This window comes from Hymenobacter siberiensis, assembly GCF_018967845.1.
GTDB lineage: Bacteria > Bacteroidota > Bacteroidia > Cytophagales > Hymenobacteraceae > Hymenobacter > Hymenobacter siberiensis.
On record NZ_JAHLZZ010000001.1, the window covers coordinates 47278 to 65419 of the forward strand.

Genomic DNA, 18142 nt, shown 5'->3' on the forward strand with positions numbered 1-18142 from the left:
AGCGGTGCTTCGCGCCCCCGCGCCACGAGGCAGCATTACTGCCCGTGCGGGGGCGCGAAGCACCGCTTCGCACTACATGCCTAGCTGTCGCCGAAGGGGTCATCCCCTTTTTTCTTTTTCTGCTTCTCCTCCTCCTTCTTCCTTTTCTCCTCTTCTTTTTTCGCCTTCTCCTCTTCCTTTTTCAGCTTTTCGGCTTCCTTGGCCTGGCGGTCGGCTTCCTTCTTAGCATCGGCGGGGTCGGGAGCGGCGGGGGTGGCAGCAGCGGGCGTAGTAGCAGCCGGAACAGCAGCAGCCGGAGCAGCGGGAGTAACCACGGCCGGAGTGGCAGCAGCGGGAGCATCGGCGGCTTTGTCCTTCGCCTTTTCCTTTTTGGCCGGAGCCGGGGCCGGAGCGGGGTCGTCCAGCACGCCATCGCCGAAGGGGTCGTTGGCTTTGGCCTTTTTCTTCTTTTTGGAAACAGGCTCAGGGGCGGCATCAGCGGTGCCGGGGTTGGCGTTGGGGTCGGTGCCGAAGGCGTCATCGGCCTTGCCCTTTTTCTTCTTTTTGCCATCGGGGGCCTCGGCGGGGTCAGCCATGCCCGTGGGGGCCACGGTCCGGGTAATCTGCTTGCCGGTTTTGCCCAGGTAGTCTTTCTGGAAGTGCGTGCGGAAGGCATCCACATCGGTCAGCGCCCCCAGAAACACCCCGTAGCTGGTGGCCGTTTCGTAGTCGTACTTGGCCTTGCTGCTGATTTCGTAGTTGAAGTTATCGCTGGACGAAGTCGTGAGCATCAGGTTGTTGGCGTACTTGAAGTAGTACCAGCTTTGCGGCTCGGCTTCGAGGTAAATCTCGACCATCTCATTCCCGTCTTCGCGGCGAATCTCGATGCTGCCCGTCACCAGGGCGTTGAGCGGCTGCTTGCCCACGCCGGCCACGCCAATCGGGCCCACCGAGTACCAGGCGTGCCGCTTCTCGTTCCAGCGCAGGTTTACCTGGCTCAGCAGCAGGGTGTGGCCCGTGAGCTTGGGCGAAAGCTGCGCGATTGACCCGGCGGCCCCGCTGCGCGCGGCGTAGCTCTGCGTGGCCTTGTCGCCAATGAACTGGGCCAGCTTGTAGAGCTCATTGGTAGAGCCGGTCTGGGCCTCGGGGCCGTTTTTGGTAATTTTAGCCATCTCGCTCCCCATCACATCGATGGACTTGGGGGGCATGGTGAAGTCGATGCCCAGCAAGGCATCCACGGCGTAGCGGGCGCTGTCGGGGTTGGCCGCGCCCACGCCGCTGGCAATCATCTTGTAGTCTTTGCTGGGGGCGATGAAGGACAGCGGCCCGCGAAAGGTGATGCGGTTGGTGGAATCGATGTAAGAGAGGGCGGCGCCCTCGTAGGCGTTTATGTCGCTGAGGTCGCTGCGCGAGATGGTATAAATAGCTTTTTTGGCGTCGTAGCGCAGGTCCCCGTCCACCTTCAGCATGGTCAGGTCTTCGGGCGGGGGCGCGAGGGCGCCGTAGAGCGGGTAGAGCTTGCCGCTCTGGTCGGCCCGGAACAGGCCGATAACGAGTGGGGTATTGTCGGGGGCCTTCAGGTCGCGGAGGTTGATGCGGACGTTTTTCGGGTCGATGGAGTCCTTCAGCGCCACCCAGGAAGAGTTGGTGTGGTCGTTGCCGAACTGCAGCTGCGCTTCCCCAGTGAAGGCGAAGCCGCGCCGCCGGGAGTTCAGCTGCACGTTACCCCGGTAGCCGATGCGGTGCAGTAGCTGCACCTTATTGCTCACGTTCACGGCGGCTGTGGCCACGGTAGCGGGGCCCTGCGCAGACCCTTCGAAAGCTCCATTGGCCGTTTTGGTGCGGCGGAAAGGGTTGATGCCACCACTGCCGCTCACGTCAGTACTGGCCAGCAGGAAGGCCGGGTCGGGCTCGAAGTTATTGAAGCGCAGCGACACCGAGTCGTTGGCGGTTTTAACCACGTAGTCAGCGCTGCCGGTGAAGGCCGCCTTCGACACCACTTCGATGCTGCCCTTGGTGAGGCGGTGGAGCTTGGCCAGCGAGTCGAGCAGCACCACAGAGTTTTTGAGGCGTTGAATTTTGCCATTCACCCCCACGTTCACGCGGCCCGAGTCGGGGATAATCCAGGCATCGGCGGCGGCAATGTGGGGCACGCCGCTCACCTGCATCTGGTACTTGGCCAGGTCGTAGAGGCCGCTGGTGGCCTTAAACTTCAGGCCGTACTGCGTGGGATTGGTCGAGTAGAAGAACGACTTGGTGGAGTCGGCTCCCTGGGCCATGCGCAGCTGCACCTGCTTTTTCTTAAAGTCCCAGTGCCCTTTGCTGAGCGTGGTGCCGAACGTGGAGTACGGCAGCTCGACGCTGGCCTTGCTATCCTTCTCGCGGGTAAAGTCGGCCGTGCCCTTCTTCAGGTTGTACTCGAAGGCCACGTCGTTGGCGGTGAGGGCGGGCTTGTTGGATTCGGCCGATTTCACGCTCAGCGTGGCATGACTGCCGGAGTAATGGTCGGAGTTAAAGGTAAAATCGTGCGACTTGATGAGCGACTGCGGGCCGTCGAGGCGGCCGTCGCCGCCGGTGCCTTTGGGCGTGAGCAGCGCCGTGCCCGTGAAGTTGTAGCTGGCCACGGTCTTAGCCTTGCGGTCGGCGTTGGCGTAGAGGCGGGCCGTGCCGCCGCCGGCCGGCGTGGCCAGGAACATCGAGTCCTGCTTCACATTCCAGTGCATGAGGTAGTTGGGCGGCATGCTGATGCGCGGAATATCGACGGCGCCCTCGGTGCGGGCCGCGATAACGCCCGTACGGCCCACGGATACCACCGAGTCGCGGTACAAGACGAAGGCGTCGGAAGTGAAGGTGCCCGACTGGTACGTGATGCTGCCATCGGCCTGCAGGCCCCGGCCGTTCATCTTCACCTTGCTGAACACCCGGCCCTTGCCCTTGTAGAGCGGAAATCCGTCCTTCGGCACATCATAAACAAAGCCCAGCGAGCCGTCTTCCTGCACCGTGAGCTTGGTTTTGAGGTCGGGCAAAATGCCACCGCTGCGGAACGTACCCGTAAAGCCCGCGCTCGATTTGCCAATGCCGTTGAGCGAGTCGAGCCGGAAGGGCGGAATGTCGAACACCAGCGTGGAGTCGTACACGCCGCCCAGCACATCCTGCTTGCCGAAGTACACGTTGGCCCCGCTCTTGGTGTCGAAAGCCGGGTATTGGCCCTTTTTCTTGCGCCCCGATTTATTGGTAGGGTCGTTGAGGAACAGGCGGCCGGTCGAGGTGCTGCCCTTGTTGGTGAGGGCAAAGTCGGCGTGCTTGCCGGTGGATTTGCCCTTGGCATTCTTGGTTTCGCTGCGAATGACGATGGAGTCAATCTTGGCCATGTCAATGTAGAAGCCGTCGTAATCGAAATTGAAATCGCGGCCCTTAAAGCGCATGGCCGAAGCCACCACCGCGCCCCGGAAATTGATGTTCCGATTCTTGCCAATGCGGATAATGGCGCTGTCCGGCTTCACGTACACCGTGGCCGAATCGTCGGAAAAGTTGAAGCGGTCCACGCCGCGCACCAGCAGCTCGTTGGTGTTCAGGTTGAGCGTAGCGTTGCGGCCCGAGCCCGACAAGGACTTAATGGCGATGTGGTCGTAGTCCTTTTTATCGCGGGCCGAGGCCACGTAGTGCGCGCCCTTGGGCAGAATGGTTACGTCGCCAGTCTGGGGGTTCCAGGCCACGTAGCCATCGCGGGCCAGGCCGGCCATGTCGGAGCGCATATTGGGCACCGAGGTTTTCAGGTTCTCGGCCAACTCGCTCACATTGATAGTTTTCGCATCGCCGTGGGCCTGGCTGTAGCCCACCAGCATTTGCAGCGGGTGCAGCCGGTTGATGCTTTTGAGCTGCTGGTAGCGGTTGTTGGTGAAGAACTCCTTGCTCTCAAAATCGGCCGAGCTCTGGTTTTTCGACGACAGCACGGCGAAGTCGATGAGGGGCTGGCGCAGGTTCCAGGTCAGGGCCTCCGTGCGGATGTCCATCTGGTGGTAGGAGTCGCTGTAGGGCGTGTTCTTATACAGGCCTTCCTCGCGCGAGAGCTTCAGCTGCTGCTTATTTTTCGAGTATTTGAGCTGCGTACCGGGGTGCGTCAGCGAGTCCTTGGTGCCTTCGTAAATGGTAACGGCGGCCCGGCTGGCCGTAATCACCGAGTCGCCGAGCACGTAAGCGCGCGAGGTTGCCTTGAACTTGGGCTTGCCGTCGAGGCTCACCATGAGGTTGGCCAGCGACCCATCGAGGGCCGCGCTGAGAATCCGGCCGCCGGCCATCGAGATACCGCCCCGGTACTGAATGTTGTCGCCCAGGTTCTTGATGCGGGCATCGTTGGTGAGCGAGATGAAGCGCGGGTAGCCAGTATCGGGGGCGCCGGGCCTGCGCCGCACGCTCTTGTAGCTGAGGGCACCTTTCACGGGCGCTTCCAGCACGGCCGGGTAGCTCAGCGTCACGGGCTGGGCCGTAAACTCGGGCTTGGTCATGTCGAAGTCGAAGCCCGCCAGCTCGGCCGTTACCAGATTGGTTTTGATGGACCACACCAGCTGCCCGCTCGTGGCAACAAACCGGTTGGTGCCGGGCACGGCCGTGCCGCTCACCTTCTTCACAAACACCGAATCGCCGCCGGTGGCCATAAACAGGTCGGCATCCTTCACCACAATCACCGCGCCCCGGGTGGGCGGTGGCGAGTAGGCATCGTACACGGCCGAGGGCGTGAACGAAGGGGCCGGCGCATCAAAATCGGAAGAAGCCGGCTTGGCGGCGGCCGGTTTGGCGGCCGTGGCTTTGGTGGCCGGTTTGGCAGCGGCAGTGGCTTTTTTTGCGGGCGCTTTTTTCACGGGCGCGCCCCAGCCATCGTCATCGCCCCAGCCCCCGCCCGAGGGCGACGACCACATATCGGCCGAGTCCCAGCCGCTGCTGGACTTTTTCTTGGGCGCGGGTTTGGCGGCGGCTTTGGCCACGGGCTTAGCGGCCGGCTTTTTGGCTACGGGTTTGGCGGCGGGCAGCGGCGCTTCTTTGGGAGCGGGCGTGGGTGCCCCAAATTCCAGGTTCGACTCCGGTGCGGCGATGGGCGAGTAGGCGAACGAAACGGTGCCGCCCACGGCGCGCAACGTGTTGTAGCCTGAGCGGTAGAGGTAGCCACCATTGAAAAACCGGTTGGTGCTGACGAGAAATTTCTCGGTTTCCTGCGGCGCTTCCTTCTCCAGGGTCTGGGTCAGCACGTCGAGGTACTGGTCCATCTGCTGGTCGCTGAGCTTGGCCAGAATTTTACCGGTTACGATGTTGCCAAACAGCATTTCGAAGTGCGGCCGGGGCTTAAATTTCTTGGCCAGCATGGTTTGCGACAGCGCCACAATGCGCGACTGCTGCGAACTGGTGAGGGTATTGGAGGCCCACAGTTCTTTCAGGCGGGCGGCCGTCACACGGGCCACGGCGTTATTGGTGCTGGCCATCATGCCCTGCACGTCGTTGATGTACTGGGCGGGGTCGGTCGAAAGCTTGCCTACCTGGTAGCGCGGGGCGGCTGCCGGGGCCGTGCCAGCCGGCGCGGCCGGCTTGGTTTGTGCCAGCGCAGGCGCGGCAAAACCCAGCCACAGCCCCAGCCACACGATAAAAACACCAATTGCTTGCTTCATAAAGTCTGTTAGTTCAGGAACACTCATTCGTTGGTCCGGCTTTGGGCGGCGGCGAGCGAGCAGTATCGCCCGGCGTCGCCCCGGCATGCGGTGGCCCGCCCAGCCGCCCGCTCAACCCAACGAGTGGTTTTTCCAACGCAAACGCCGGACCCGAAGGATAGTGCCCGGTGCGGCGCATAAAAACCCGGTACAAGTTAGGCACAATCAAAAAAGCAATTCGCCAACAGTCGGGCTTAAAGTGCTTTGCCTTTTGATTATTACTTTTTTTCTCAGCAGCATCCTTTTCCCTGCCCTCGACCACAAACCCGGCCGGGCTTTACATTTGACGCATGACACCCCCCCCCCCTATTCGCACCGCTTTGCTGGCCTATGGCATGTCGGGCAAGCTTTTTCAGGCGCCCTTTCTGGCCGCTCATCCCGGCTTCGAGCTGTACGGCGTGGCCGAGCGCACCGAGCAGCGCATGCACCTGGACTATCCCGACATCCGCAGCTACCCCAGCGTAGCCGACGTGCTGGCCGACCCCAGTATTGAGCTGGTAGTGGTGAACACGCCCAGCAACACCCACTTCGACCTGGCCAGCCAGGCCCTACGCGCCGGCAAGCACGTTCTACTCGAAAAGCCCGTGGCCACGTCCGTAGCGCAACTCCAGGAGTTATTGGCCCTGGCCCAACAGCAGGGCCGCCACCTACTGGCCTACCAAAACCGCCGCTGGGACAGCGACTTTCGGGCCGTGCGGCGCGTAGTGGAAAGCGGCCAGCTGGGCCAACTATTCGAAGTCCACATTCGCTACGACCGGTACAAGCCGGCGCTGCATTTCAAGAAATTCAAGGAGGAGCCCGGCCCCGGCGCGGGCCTGCTCTACGACCTCGGCCCGCACATCATTGACCAAGCCCTGAGCCTGTTTGGCCAGCCCCTGAGCGCGCACAAAACCCTGGGCAGCTACCGCTCCGGCACCCAGGTCGACGATTTTTTCTCGCTGCACCTGCGCTACCCGGCCGGCCTGCATGTATGGGTGAGCTCGAGCCTGCTCATCGCTGACCCCGTGCCGGCCTACGTGCTGCACGGCACCCAGGGCAGCTACCAGAAAGACCGCACCGATGGCCAGGAAGCCCAATTACTGCAAGGGCTGTCGCCCCAGGCCCCCGACTACGGCCACGAAAAGCCCGGCCAGGAAGGCCGCCTCACCCTGGCCGCGCCCAATGGTACCCTCGGCACCACGCTCGACCCGGCCGCCCCCGGCAACTACCTGGGCCTGTTCGAAACCGTGTTCCAAACCATTCGCCACAACGAGCCCTACCCCATCCGCGACGAGCAGCTGCTGTGGCAGAATGAGCTGCTGGAGCAGCCGGCGGTGCTTTAGCGACGCATCATTGCTCTCTCCGGGGTTTTGCCTACCATCAGCTTATCGCCCAACGCCCGCTGCAAAGCTGGCAAATCATAGTGCCGCAGCACACCGGGCAGCACTTCCGAGTACACGTTTTTGGTCGTCGGCTGCGCCAGAAGCTGCTGGTACGTTGGGGGTATTTGGTCCACCGTCAGGCGCATGATATCCACCCAGAGGGCGGCCGCGTGCAGGGCCGGCACCACGGCCCGGCCGCTGGAACGGAGCTCCACGGGCGCACCCGCCAGCGGGTCGACGCAGCGCACGAATACGTGTAGGATGTCGATATCAGACAGGCGCTGGATGGGCAGCTTGCAGCCTAAGTACTTATTCAGCATGTTGTTGTGGTATTTGCGGTTGTAGTATTTGGGGTCGATGGCGGCGGTGGGGTCGGCGGTTTCGCCCAGGCCGAGCAGGTCGGCCAGAAGCACTGCTGTGCCTTGATTAAGGTAGGCCTGCACCTGGGTCATGCTGCTGTCGAGCACGGTCGCCTTGCCCCCATCGGCCAGCCAGATGACGACCTTGCCGGGCCGCACCGGGCCGGTGGGCAGCGCCAGCAGAAGCGGTAGCGGGGGCTCGCCCGGCAGGCGCAGCACAAACTTTTGCAGGGTTAGGCCGGCGCGGCACACGGTATCCAATGGCTGAATTTCTACCCGTGTGGGCAGGTTATCGCTGGTTATTGCTGATGCATAACTACGCTGCTGCTATTGCACCGTCGCCAGGATTTCGGCGGGAGTGACCGGGCGGCGGGCGGCCAGCCGTTGGGCTTCGGCAAAATTCTGCCTGCTCAGCGTGGCCTCGTCCCAAAAAGCGGTATTAACCTGGCCAATGGACGTGCATTGCAGCTCTTTGGTAGTTGAAACAGGCAGATTCCCTTCCCGCACCGGCGCGGCATCACCATAAAACCAACGCCGAAACCACGCCACCGCCGCCTCCCGCTTGGGCTGCGAAATGCCGTGGCCGTCATCATACGTGAATAAATCGAGCTACCCGGGCTTGCCCAAGGCGCGGTAGATGCGGCGGGTTTCGGCCATGGCGGCTTCGATTTGGGTGTAATCCACGAAATCGTAGCGGCCGGCCAGTATAAGTAGTGGCTTGGGCGCGAACATGATGGGCCAGTCGGCGATATCGAGACGGTCGCGGCCGGCCCCGAGTAGTTGCACGCAGCCGTCGGCGGGACCGGTCAGCTCCAGGTTTTTCTCGCCGCTAGCCACGTAGCGGCATAGCGCGGCTACCTTCATACGCGGCTCCAGGGCCATGAAATAGGCCGTTTGGGTAGCGCCGCCGGAATTACCGAGGCAGCCCAGCCGGGCGGTATCCACTTCGGGGCGCGTGAACAGGTAGTCGAGGCGGCGGGCGTTGTCCCAGAACTCTTCGCCGGGCGTGGTCTGGCCCAGCAAGGTGGCATCGGCGTTCAGCAGGGTATGCTTGGTGGTGCCGCCCCGGGCAAGGAGCTTGCCGGCCACATCGGTCAGCTGCATCCGCTCGCCCTGTGAGATGGGGTTAATCACCAGCGCCTCAAACCCGTGCTGCGCGAGTAAAATCGCCGTTTTCTGGTACAAAACCGTGGCTTTTGACTCCTGCTCGTGCCCGCAGAAGAGTAGTACGCCGGGCTTCTTCCCCTTGCCGGCTGGCACGTACAGATTGGCCGTGACGTGGTGGTGCGGCGTGCTTTCGTAGATGATTTTCTCAATCTGAAAGCCCGACCGCTGCAACCGGCCCGTCACCTGTGCCCGCAGCGGCGTGCGGGCCGGCAACGGCCCCAGCACTCGCCGGAAGCGGGCCCGCACGCTGTCGCGGTAAGCCAGCGCGCTGGCCGCCGACTGCACGGCACGGTCCAGCTCCGCCGCGCGGGGCGCGTACTGCGCATGCAGCTGCTGAAGCAGATAGGTGGTGAGAGTAGTAGGAGCTTTCCAGTCCAGCACATTGGGGCCGGGCTGCTGGGCCTGGCCCGAGCGCCCTATCAGCAGCGCCAGCCAGACCAACAGGCCGATTCTTGCCCGCGTCGCCATGCGCTAGGCGGCCGCTACCGCCTGTAGCTCCTTCACCAAATCGGCGGAGCCCACGAAGAGCGGGGCGCGCTGGTGCAGGTCGGCGGTGGGCGGCACGTCGAGCACTACATCGGCCCCGGTCACGGCCATGCCGCCGGGCTTGTCCACCGTGGGCGGGTAGAGGTAGATGCCGCCCGTGAAGAGGTTGCGGTGGTAGTCGGCCACCAGCGAACCCACGTAGCGGGCCGTGAGGCGGCGCTCCTTGCAGGTGGTGAGGTAGGTCCGCACGAACTCGGGGTAGTCGAACCAGTTACCCTCGTTGCAACTGAACACCGGCCCGTGCTGCGGAATCTTGATATCAGGGTGCGAGAGGAAGAATTCACCCAACGAGTTTTCGTAGGTGAAGCCCGTTACGCCGTGGCCGGTGGTGTTCACCAGCATGGTGCTGGAGCCGTACAGGATGTAGCCGGCCGCAATCTGCGCCCGGCCACCCTGCAAAAAGTCCTCCTTGCGGGCCGGGCCGCCAATGCGCGACACCCGGCGATAAATGCCGAAAATGGTGCCGATGCTCACGTTTACGTCAATATTGGACGAGCCGTCGAGCGGGTCGATGGCCACCACGTACTTGCCGTTGTCGTTGCCGGTCTGGATAATTTCCTCGTTCTCCTCCGAGAGCACCGCGCAGGCTTCGCCGCCGTTGGTGAGGGCCCGGATGAAGCGGATGTTGGCTTCCACGTCGAGCTTCTGCTGGGCTTCGCCCTGCACGTTCTGCTCGCCCATGGCCCCGGTAATGCGCGAAAGACCGGCGCGGTTCACCTCGCGGTTCACGATTTTACCGGCCAGGGTAATATCGCGCAGCAGCTGGCTCAGCTCGCCGGTGGCGTAGGGGAACTCGGCCTGCATGCGCATGATGTAGCGCTCCAGGGTAATGCCAACGGGCGTGGCCAGGGCATTTTCGGTAGTGGTCTGGGACATGGGGTGGATGGTATTACAGTTGGTTAGACCGTCGTGCTTCATCTTGCGTCCGCGCAGTCGAAGCATGACGGTCAGGGAAGAGCCGTGTTCTACGAGGCTTGTTTCTGGGCTTGCCACAGCACTACCTGCCAGCCTTTTTTCTTGTCCTTTATCTGCACCACCACGTACTTGATACGGGCTACGCTGGTACTACCATCGAGCTTGGGCGGCGAGGTGATTCGGATGGTGCCGTTCACCACGGCCGTCTTGTCGTCGTTGTAGGAGCGCACGTTCAGGGCATCAATTTCGATGCTGCCGTACTGGCTTTTGCCGTCGCGGATGCTCTGAATGTATTCGGCTTTGGTGTTTTCGTAGCCGTCGCCGTGGATGTAGACCAGGTCATTGCCCAGCACTTTTTCGAGCACGGCGTAGTTCTTTTTCACCTGCGCCTCAAAGCGCTGGCGTTCGAGGGCTTCCACTTCTTTTTCGGCAGTCATTTTCCTGGATTTGGGGACCTGAGCGAAGACAAGTAAGGGCAAAACCAGCAATAGCGCCAGCAGTAACGGCCGCGTTTTCATATTCTTAGCGTCAGGAATGGTGTAGGGGCGGGGTCGTACCCAATGGTTATTCGTCGTCGAGCTTGATGGGCTCCATGCGCGGCACCAGCGTGAACATCAGCACCCAGGCCAGCAGATAAGCCGCGCCGCAGATGAAGAACATGATGTAGTATGCCTTATCGATTTGGCCGATGCTTTCGAAGTGCACAAACATGCATTTTTACACCAGCGCCGTGAGGGCAATACCGCCCAAACCGCCCGCCATGCCGCCAATGCCCGTGACCGAGCCCACCGCCCGCTTCGGAAACATGTCCGATACGGTGGTGAAGATATTAGCGCTCCAGGCCTGATTCGCCGCCGCTGCAATGCCGATGACCAGCACCGCCAGCCACATGTTGATGCCCCCAGCCACTGCGCAAACACAATCGGGAACACGCAGCAGGCAATAAGCAGCATCGCCGTTTTGCGGGCCTTGAACGCGGGCATGCCCCGCTTCATAAAGCCCAGCGGCAGGTAGCCGCCGCCCACGCTGCCGATGCTCGACAGCACATACACCGCCGCTACCGACAGGGCAATGGCCGTGCCCTTGAGGTAGTACTGCTTGCCCAGAAAATCGGGCAACCAAAACAGGTAGAACCACCAGATGGGGTCGGGGAGGAACTTGCCAATCACGAAGGCCCAGGTTTGGCGAAAGCTCAGCAGCTTGCCCCACGAGGCTTTGGGCTTTTCCTCTGTCACGCCCTCGGCGGGCAGGCCAGCAGGAATATCGGCGTTGATGTAATCAAACTCAGCCTTGCTCAGGCGGGCGTGCTTAGCGGGCGTTTCGTAATGCACTATCCAGAGCACCAGCCAGATAAAGCCCAGCGCACCCGTGATAATGAAAGCCCATTGCCAGCCAATGCTTTCGGCGATGAAGAAGGGCCGACAGGCCCGAAAAAGTAGTTGGGGCCGGTCCTGCTTCTTAAAGGTTTGGTGAAGCCTCAGCCAAAAGCAAGAGTTGAACAATATTTTTTTGCGCAATCGTTGCCTGGAACGATGCCATGTGCCCCTCTTCCATCCAAACCCGGCACCAAATATGCCTCAGGCACTAAAATTTCAACAAAGCATACCCGGCTTACCCAGCCGACTGCAACAAGACCAATTATTAAACTTTACCAATACAACCGATTCCCAACCCATCACCGACACGGCCCCCGGATTTCGCAGATTCCCTCCGTTAAAGGCCCGTAAAAAGCCCCGGAAGCCCGTCGTTTCAAAACGACTGGTCCCGGGGCTTCCGATTGGCAATTGCGCAAATGGGCCTACGGCGCCAAGTTCGGCCCCCACTCCCGCAACAGGGTTGACGGGGCGGCGGCCGGCAGGGCCAGGCTCAGCAGCACCCGCTATTCAAACGGGATGCTTATTTCATGCGCTGTTTCACGCAAGCCCGGCCCTACCAGTAAATGGTGTACAATGCGGTGATGATGACCAGGATAACGGCCGTGCCAATGGCAAAGCTGGGCTGCGGCTTAAACATGCTGCTGTCGATTTCCAGACCGTTGGTTTTCACGCCGCGGCTCTTCTCATACAGGCTGATAATAATCATCCCAATCACACAGAAAACGAACACGAAACCCATCCGGTCGAGGAAGGGAATTTCGTAGACGCCGGCGGCATTTTTGATGGAGAAGCCGAAGGGCGAAAGGAACGACAGGTTCACGATGCCGGGCAGGAACTTGAGCAGAATCGAGAGCAGGAAGCCGCCGATGGTGGCAAACAGCGCCGCGCTCGACGTGGTTTTCTTCCAGAAGAAGCCCAGGATGAACATGGCAAAAATGCCCGGCGACACAAAGCCCGTGTACTCCTGAATGTACTGGAAACCGCCTTTTTTGTCGATGCCCAGGTGCGGCGCGATGAGCACGCCCAGAATCATGGCCACGACTACGGCAATTTTGCCGGTGCTCACCAGCGTCTTTTCGGAGGCGCTGGGGTTGATGACTTTCTTGTAAACGTCGAGCGTGAAGATGGTGGCAATGGAGTTGGCTTTGCCGGCCAGCGAGGCCACCACGGCGGCCGTGAGGGCGGCGAAGGACAGACCCTTGAGGCCCACGGGCAGGATGTTGAGCAGCACCGGGTAGGCGCGGTCGGGGTTCAGCTCGCCGCCCGAGACCATGGCCTTGCCGAACTCACCAAAGATGTCCTGCTTATACAGCACGTAGGCCGCGATGCCGGGCAGCACCACAATCACGGGCATCAGCAGCTTGAGGAAGGCGGCGAACAGGATACCGGCGCGGGCCGTGGGCAAATCGGCCCCCAGGGCGCGCTGGGTGATGTATTGGTTGCAACCCCAGTAGTTCAGGTTCACAATCCACATGCCGCCGAGCAGCACCGTGAGGCCCGGCAGGTCCATGTAGTTTTCGTTGTCGCGCTTGAAAATCATCTGGAAGTGGTCGCTGGCGTGCTCCGTCATCAGGCTGAAGCCGTTGAGGACGCCCGAAGAGCCGTAGTGCTCAGCTACCAGGTTCAGGGCCAGGTAGGTGGTAGCCAAGCCGCCGAGAATCAGGAAGAATACCTGAATAACGTCGGTGAAGCCAATCACCTTCATGCCGCCGAGGGTGATGATGACCGCGAAACCGGCCAGCATGTACATACAGAACGTGAGGTTGAGGCCCGCGATGCTGCTGATGGCAATGGCCCCGAGGTAGAGAATGGAGGTCAGGTTGACCACGATGTAAAGCGCCAGCCAGAACAGGGCCATAATCATGGCCACCGTGCCGTTGTAGCGCTGGCTCAGGAACTGCGGCATGGTGGCAATGTTGTTCTTCAGATACACCGGGATGAAGAACACGGCTACCACGACCAGCGTAATGGCGGCCATCCACTCGTAGGTGGCAATGGCCAGGCCCATCTTAAAGCCCGAGCCCGACATGCCCACAAACTGCTCGGCCGAGATGTTGGAGGCGATGAGCGAGGAGCCGATGGCCCACCACGTCAGGGAGCCTTCGGCGAGGAAATAGTCTTTGGAATCGCCTTCGATGGTGCCGTCGTGGCCGGTTTTGCGCCGATAAATCCAGATGCCGTAGCTGGATACGATGATGAAGTAGACGAAGAAAACGATGTAATCAATCGTAGCGAGCTGGTTCATTGAACGAAGAATGGGAATTTAGAGCAACGCGACTGCCCGCACCGGCGGGCGCAGTGTGGCGAGGCTATGGTAAAGTAATGTTCCGGCAAAAAAACCGCTTCTGAAAGGAAAATCTTTGCTTTAATTGCGCAATCGTTTTCGAAATCGTTACCGATAGTTACCTGGCTAGTGAGTGCTCACCAGCCTTCACCGTCCAAAACAAAGCCGGCCGGGAAATTCCCGGCCGACTTTGGTCGGCGCATTACTTCTTCGATTTACTTGCCTAGCAGCCAGGTAGCCAAATCCTTGCCGGCCTGAAAATCCTCGAACGAAGCCGGGATTTTGCGGCCGTCGGTGTATTCGTTGTACAGCCACGGGTCGCCGAGGATGAAGACTTTGCCCTTGCCCAGGCGGGCAGTGGTCATGATAATTTTATCGTTATTGACGACCAGCGGCCGGGCCGGCGGCATGGCCGACAGCACTGCCAGCTCCTTCACATAAGCAGTTTTGGCATTTTTGAAAACCACACTACCGGAGGTCAAATCCACTTTGCCCTGCTCGAACTGGGAGCCCTGCACCATGTTCACGCTCTGATTGGTGAACTGCACGCCGAAGTTTTTGGTCAACTCGTTGAAGTATTTGGTTTCGCAGTTGGCCGTGTCGTTGGCCAGCAGCACGAGGGTGCCGCCGCCGCGCACCCACTCAGTGATAACCTTGCTGTCGGCGGGCTGGATGTAGTTGGGCTTGGGCGACTCCTCGCGCGAGTCCGGGTCGACGATGATGTACACGCTCAGGGGCTTGAGGCTGGCGGCGGTGGGCGCGGCGGGCACGGATACCGTTTTGGCCCCCAGCTCACGGAGCTGGGGGCCCCACAGCCAGAAGCCGCCGTGCGTACGCTCTTCCCAGGTGTAGTGCCATTGCTCGGGCTCGCCGGTGAGGGGGCTTTTGCGCGTTTCGTGGTTGAAGTAGTAGTCGAGGCCCACAGTTTTGCCCTGACCGAGGGCATTTTCGGCGGCAATCTCCATCTCGGTGCTGGCCAGAATGAAGGGCCCCCACGCCCTTCAAATCGTTCTTGCGCAGCGGTTCGGTAAGGTAGTAGTCGAAGGAGCCATTGCGGTGGGGCTTGCCGCCCAGGCCGCCCACGCTCACGGTACCGTTGAAGGCAAGTGCGCCGTCGGCACCCGTTTCCACGAAGGTTTTCAGGATGCCGTCGTAGCCTTTGCGGGCCACGGCGGCGCACTTTTTGTCGAGGTAGCCCATCCGCACGCCTTTGGCCAGCGCGTATACGAACATGCTGCTGCCGGAGGCTTCGGCGTAGTTGCCCTTGCGGGTTTCCTGGCCCATCACGAGGCTCCAGGTGCCGGTTTTGGGGTCCTGATACCGGGCCACGGCAGGGGCCAGGCGTTGCAGGGCCTTGAGGAGCAGGGGCCGCTGCGGGTGGTTTTCGGGGAAGTAATCGAGCACGTCGACCAGGCCCATGGCGTACCAGCCCATGGCGCGGCCCCAGAAGCTGGGGCTCTGGCCGGTAGTTTTACTGGCCCAGGGCTACTCCCGGCTTTCGTCGTAGCCGTGGTAGAGCAGACCGGTTTTGGGGTCCACAAGATGCTTCTCAATCAGGGCAAACTGCTTGGCTACGTCATCGAGCCAGGCCGGCTGGTTGAAAATTCGGCTGTACTCGGCGTAGAACGGCTCGGCCATGTACAGGCCGTCGAGCCACATCTGGTTGGGGTAGGTTTTCTTGTGCCAGAAGCCGCCTTCTTTGGTGGGGGGGGCTGGGTTTCGAGCTGCTTGTGCAGCAGCTGCGCGGCCTTTATGTACTTGTCGTTGCCGGGCACCGACAGCTGGCTCAGCAGCAGCAGGGCGTGGCCAGTAGTGATGTTATCGAGCTGGTATTCATCAGCCTTATAAGTGCGAATGCTGCCATCCTTTTACACAAACTGGTCAACATCTTTCTGAATGCAAGTGAAGTAGCGGCCGTCGCCGGTGCGCTGCCACACGCGTTCCAGGGCCTTCAGCATCAGCCCCTGCTAATAGTCCCAGCGGGCCGATTTCCGGTTACCGATAACGATGGAGTCAGGGCTCCAGGAAATGAAGGCATCGGCCATGCGCTGCGAATACGGTCGCGGAGGGGCCGTCTGGGCCGAGCCGGTTTCCGCCAGCAGCGTGAGGGCCAGCAAGGGAAGGAGGAATTTTCTCATAGTCATGATTTGCAAATGGCGCTGCCGGACGCCCCCCCCCCCGGCCCCCTCTCCTTTTCGGAGAGGGGCGGGGGGGTGAGGCGACCTTTCACGCCGTTATGCTACCGCGCCGCCACTGGAGTTGTTTAGAAAGTACCGTGGCCGGTGATAGCGATGTTGGTGAGGTCGGTACACGACAGCGGGGCCTGGCTGCGGATGGCCTCCTCCCCTTCCCAGGTGGTTTTGATGAGCGGATACTGGCTGCGGTCGGCCGTAAACTGCACCAGTGCGCCATCGGCCAGGTGCAGGTTCACATTGCTTTTCAGGCTGATGGGCCCGGTGAGCCACAGGCCACGCGGCACCAGCACGGTGCCGCCGGCCACGGCGCAGGCCTCAATCGCCTTGCGGAAGGCCTCGGTGTTCAGAGTCTGGCCGTCGGCAACCGCGCCGTATTTGGTCAGGTTGAAGGTGTCCTTCTTAAAGGCGGTTTGCAGCACCACGGGCAGGTCGGCGGTGAGCTTGCCCGCAAATACAGTGCGGCTGAGGTGGCTGGCCAATGCCAACTTTTGGGCTGCTACATCCTCGGCTACCAGCTGGGCCACGCGGGTGGCTCCATACTCTGAGAAGTGGGTGTCGTCGTTTTTGGCGGGGGCTACGGGGTTGGGCTGGTAGTAGCCGTTCTGGTAGCTCCAGAACAGCGGGCGGGTGCCGGCCTCGCCCAGGCCCGAGTACAGGGCCCAGCTTTTCTCGTGCAGGTCAATGAGCGGCACTTTCTGGGCTTTGGCCACCTCGCGCACCACGCCGGCGTACTCGCTGTGGTCGTCCTTGCGCTTGCCATTGCTATCGAGATAGCGGCGACCTAACAGCTTGAGCAGCATGATATTCACCCCTTTGGCCCTGGCCTCCTGCACAAATTTGGTGAGCAGCTGGCGGTACAGCGTCTGGGCCGTGGCCGAGCGGGTGCTGTCTTCGGCTTTGGAGTCGTTGTGGCCAAACTGGATGAACACCCAATCGCCGAGCTTAATGACTTCGAGCACCTTGGCCCAGCGGCCTTCGCGCAGGAAGCTTTTGGTGCTGCGCCCGTTCACGGCGGTGTTGCGAATCACCACGCCGCCGTCGAAGTACTGGCCGAATTCCATGCCCCAGCCGCGCTCGGGCTTGGTGAGGTCGGGCTTGTCGGCCATGGTGGAATCGCCGACCAGGAAAATCTGGGTTTTGGGGGTTTCGGCCGGGTGCCAGGCCATGGTCAGGAAGGCAGCCAGGCCGGCCAGTATCGTTACGAAGGTTGATTTCATTGAAGGAAAACCAAAGGTGGGACTCGCGCTGGCCGGAGCCATCAAGGGATTGAAGCTGTTTAGAAAGTCGGCTTTTGGTTGATTTTTCGCAAAAAGATGACGACAAAGGCGAGCCAGTGCCAGGCCAGCCAATTGCCGACGCTGGTTTCGTAGCGCACGAGCAACGTTTTAAAGCCGTCGAGCCAAGCGTTGGCGTGTTCGACCACGACGCGGCGGCGGTAGAGTTCGGGATCGAAAAAGGTGTCGTCGTCGGTCTGCCAGTCGGCGGCGCGGCGGTTGCGGGGAATGTTGGCCTCGATGTCGCGCCGGGCGCATTCCTGACGAAAGCCTTGGGTGTCAAAGGCTTTGTCGGCGTTCAGAAACAGCCCGGCGACGGGAATATTGGCCGCTTCGAGCGAGGCGCAGATTTCCCCGAACAAGGCGTTGAGCTGGTGGGTGTCGTGGTGGTTGCCCGCCTGCGGGCTGGCGCAGGCCAGCGGCTGTCCCCGGTTATCGGCCAAGAAGAGGGCTGTGGTGGTACGGGCTTTCTTGCGGCCCTGATAGCCGACGGCCTCCCCGCCGTTCTTGGCGGGCGTGTGGCTGCCGTCGAGTTGGACGCTGGAACAGTCCAGATGGGCCCCGTTTTCGCGCAACAAGCGGAGCCATACCCCTTGCCAGGACCCGTCCTTGCGCCACGCATTAAAGCGGGCGTACACGCCCTGCCAGGTCAGCGATGCGCCCGTAAAAAACTGTTTAACAGGCAATAATCGCCATTGACAGCCGCTTTTGAGTTTGTAGAGAATGGCTTCCACCAACTCGGCCGGCTCCACGATCGAGGGGCGGCCATGGGCGGAGAAGGTGAGCGCGGGCAGAATCCATTGGCGAATCATATCTTTGGACAGGACTTCCATTAAAATGCGAAAAAAGGAGTGTTACACCTCAAATTTCGCGCTTTTTTGGGAGTCCTTTGACTTTCTAAACAGCTTCATTGTAAAGGCAGGGTTGCCCTAACAGTATTAGACCAGACGCGCCCCGAAAACAGCCTGTTTTTGCCGGATTAGGCACCTT

Annotated in this window: 14 protein-coding genes and 2 pseudogenes; 1 reads left to right on the top strand and 15 read right to left on the bottom strand. The window is 61.1% G+C overall.

The window, feature by feature from the left end; all coding sequences use genetic code 11:
• Window positions 1–80 precede the first annotated feature (80 nt).
• Complete coding sequence (locus tag KQ661_RS00250; RefSeq protein WP_216685347.1) at window positions 81–5636, bottom strand: hypothetical protein; 5556 nt, start codon at window positions 5634–5636, stop codon at window positions 81–83.
• Between the two features lie 329 nt (window positions 5637–5965).
• Here KQ661_RS00250 and KQ661_RS00255 point away from each other — a divergent pair, with 329 nt between their 5' ends.
• Window positions 5966–6997, top strand: a complete 1032-nt coding sequence (locus tag KQ661_RS00255) for a Gfo/Idh/MocA family protein (protein WP_216678819.1) — start codon at window positions 5966–5968, stop codon at window positions 6995–6997.
• Here the strand turns inward: KQ661_RS00255 and KQ661_RS00260 are convergent.
• The 14 genes and pseudogenes from KQ661_RS00260 to KQ661_RS00305 all read right to left on the bottom strand — a co-directional run bounded on the left by KQ661_RS00260 (window position 6994) and on the right by KQ661_RS00305 (window position 17985).
• The gene (locus KQ661_RS00260) at window positions 6994–7656 is read right to left on the bottom strand and encodes a hypothetical protein (RefSeq protein WP_216685348.1); all 663 of its coding nucleotides are present in this window, start codon (window positions 7654–7656) and stop codon (window positions 6994–6996) included. The genes KQ661_RS00255 and KQ661_RS00260 overlap by 4 nt on opposite strands.
• A gap of 66 nt (window positions 7657–7722) precedes the next feature.
• Window positions 7723–7902 (bottom strand): hypothetical protein, encoded by a 180-nt coding sequence (locus KQ661_RS00265; RefSeq protein ID WP_216685349.1) that lies wholly within the window; start codon window positions 7900–7902, stop codon window positions 7723–7725.
• Between the two features lie 102 nt (window positions 7903–8004).
• The gene (locus KQ661_RS00270) at window positions 8005–9030 is read right to left on the bottom strand and encodes an alpha/beta hydrolase family protein (protein ID WP_216685350.1); all 1026 of its coding nucleotides are present in this window, start codon (window positions 9028–9030) and stop codon (window positions 8005–8007) included.
• A 3-nt stretch (window positions 9031–9033) separates the two neighbouring features.
• On the bottom strand, window positions 9034–9984 hold the full coding sequence (locus tag KQ661_RS00275) for a class 1 fructose-bisphosphatase (protein WP_216685351.1): 951 nt from the start codon (window positions 9982–9984) through the stop codon (window positions 9034–9036).
• Window positions 9985–10073: 89 nt separating this feature from the next.
• Window positions 10074–10460 carry a nuclear transport factor 2 family protein gene (locus tag KQ661_RS00280; RefSeq protein WP_216678823.1) on the bottom strand — a complete coding sequence of 129 codons (387 nt, stop codon included), beginning with the start codon at window positions 10458–10460 and terminating at the stop codon, window positions 10074–10076.
• Between the two features lie 127 nt (window positions 10461–10587).
• Window positions 10588–10734, bottom strand: coding sequence for a hypothetical protein (locus tag KQ661_RS21800; protein ID WP_216678824.1), 147 nt, complete (start codon window positions 10732–10734; stop codon window positions 10588–10590).
• A gap of 6 nt (window positions 10735–10740) precedes the next feature.
• A complete protein-coding gene (locus KQ661_RS21805; protein ID WP_235727348.1) occupies window positions 10741–10932 on the bottom strand; it encodes a hypothetical protein in 192 nt (63 codons plus the stop codon).
• Window positions 10933–10976: 44 nt separating this feature from the next.
• Window positions 10977–11540 (bottom strand): annotated as a pseudogene (locus tag KQ661_RS21810) (MFS transporter); the annotation flags it as partial.
• 412 nt (window positions 11541–11952) lie between these two features.
• Window positions 11953–13644, bottom strand: coding sequence for a sodium/sugar symporter (locus KQ661_RS00290; protein WP_216678826.1), 1692 nt, complete (start codon window positions 13642–13644; stop codon window positions 11953–11955).
• 254 nt (window positions 13645–13898) lie between these two features.
• On the bottom strand, window positions 13899–14606 hold the full coding sequence (locus KQ661_RS22675) for a DUF4350 domain-containing protein (protein WP_317196044.1): 708 nt from the start codon (window positions 14604–14606) through the stop codon (window positions 13899–13901).
• Between the two features lie 124 nt (window positions 14607–14730).
• Window positions 14731–15357, bottom strand: a pseudogene (locus tag KQ661_RS22680) (glycoside hydrolase family 88/105 protein); the annotation flags it as partial.
• A 293-nt stretch (window positions 15358–15650) separates the two neighbouring features.
• Complete coding sequence (locus KQ661_RS22685) at window positions 15651–15821, bottom strand: hypothetical protein (protein ID WP_317196045.1); 171 nt, start codon at window positions 15819–15821, stop codon at window positions 15651–15653.
• Between the two features lie 125 nt (window positions 15822–15946).
• Entirely contained in the window at window positions 15947–17095 is a 1149-nt protein-coding gene (locus tag KQ661_RS00300; protein ID WP_216685352.1) for a GDSL-type esterase/lipase family protein, read from the bottom strand.
• A gap of 59 nt (window positions 17096–17154) precedes the next feature.
• Window positions 17155–17985 carry an IS5 family transposase gene (locus KQ661_RS00305; protein WP_216685353.1) on the bottom strand — a complete coding sequence of 277 codons (831 nt, stop codon included), beginning with the start codon at window positions 17983–17985 and terminating at the stop codon, window positions 17155–17157.
• Between the last annotated feature and the right edge of the window lie 157 nt (window positions 17986–18142).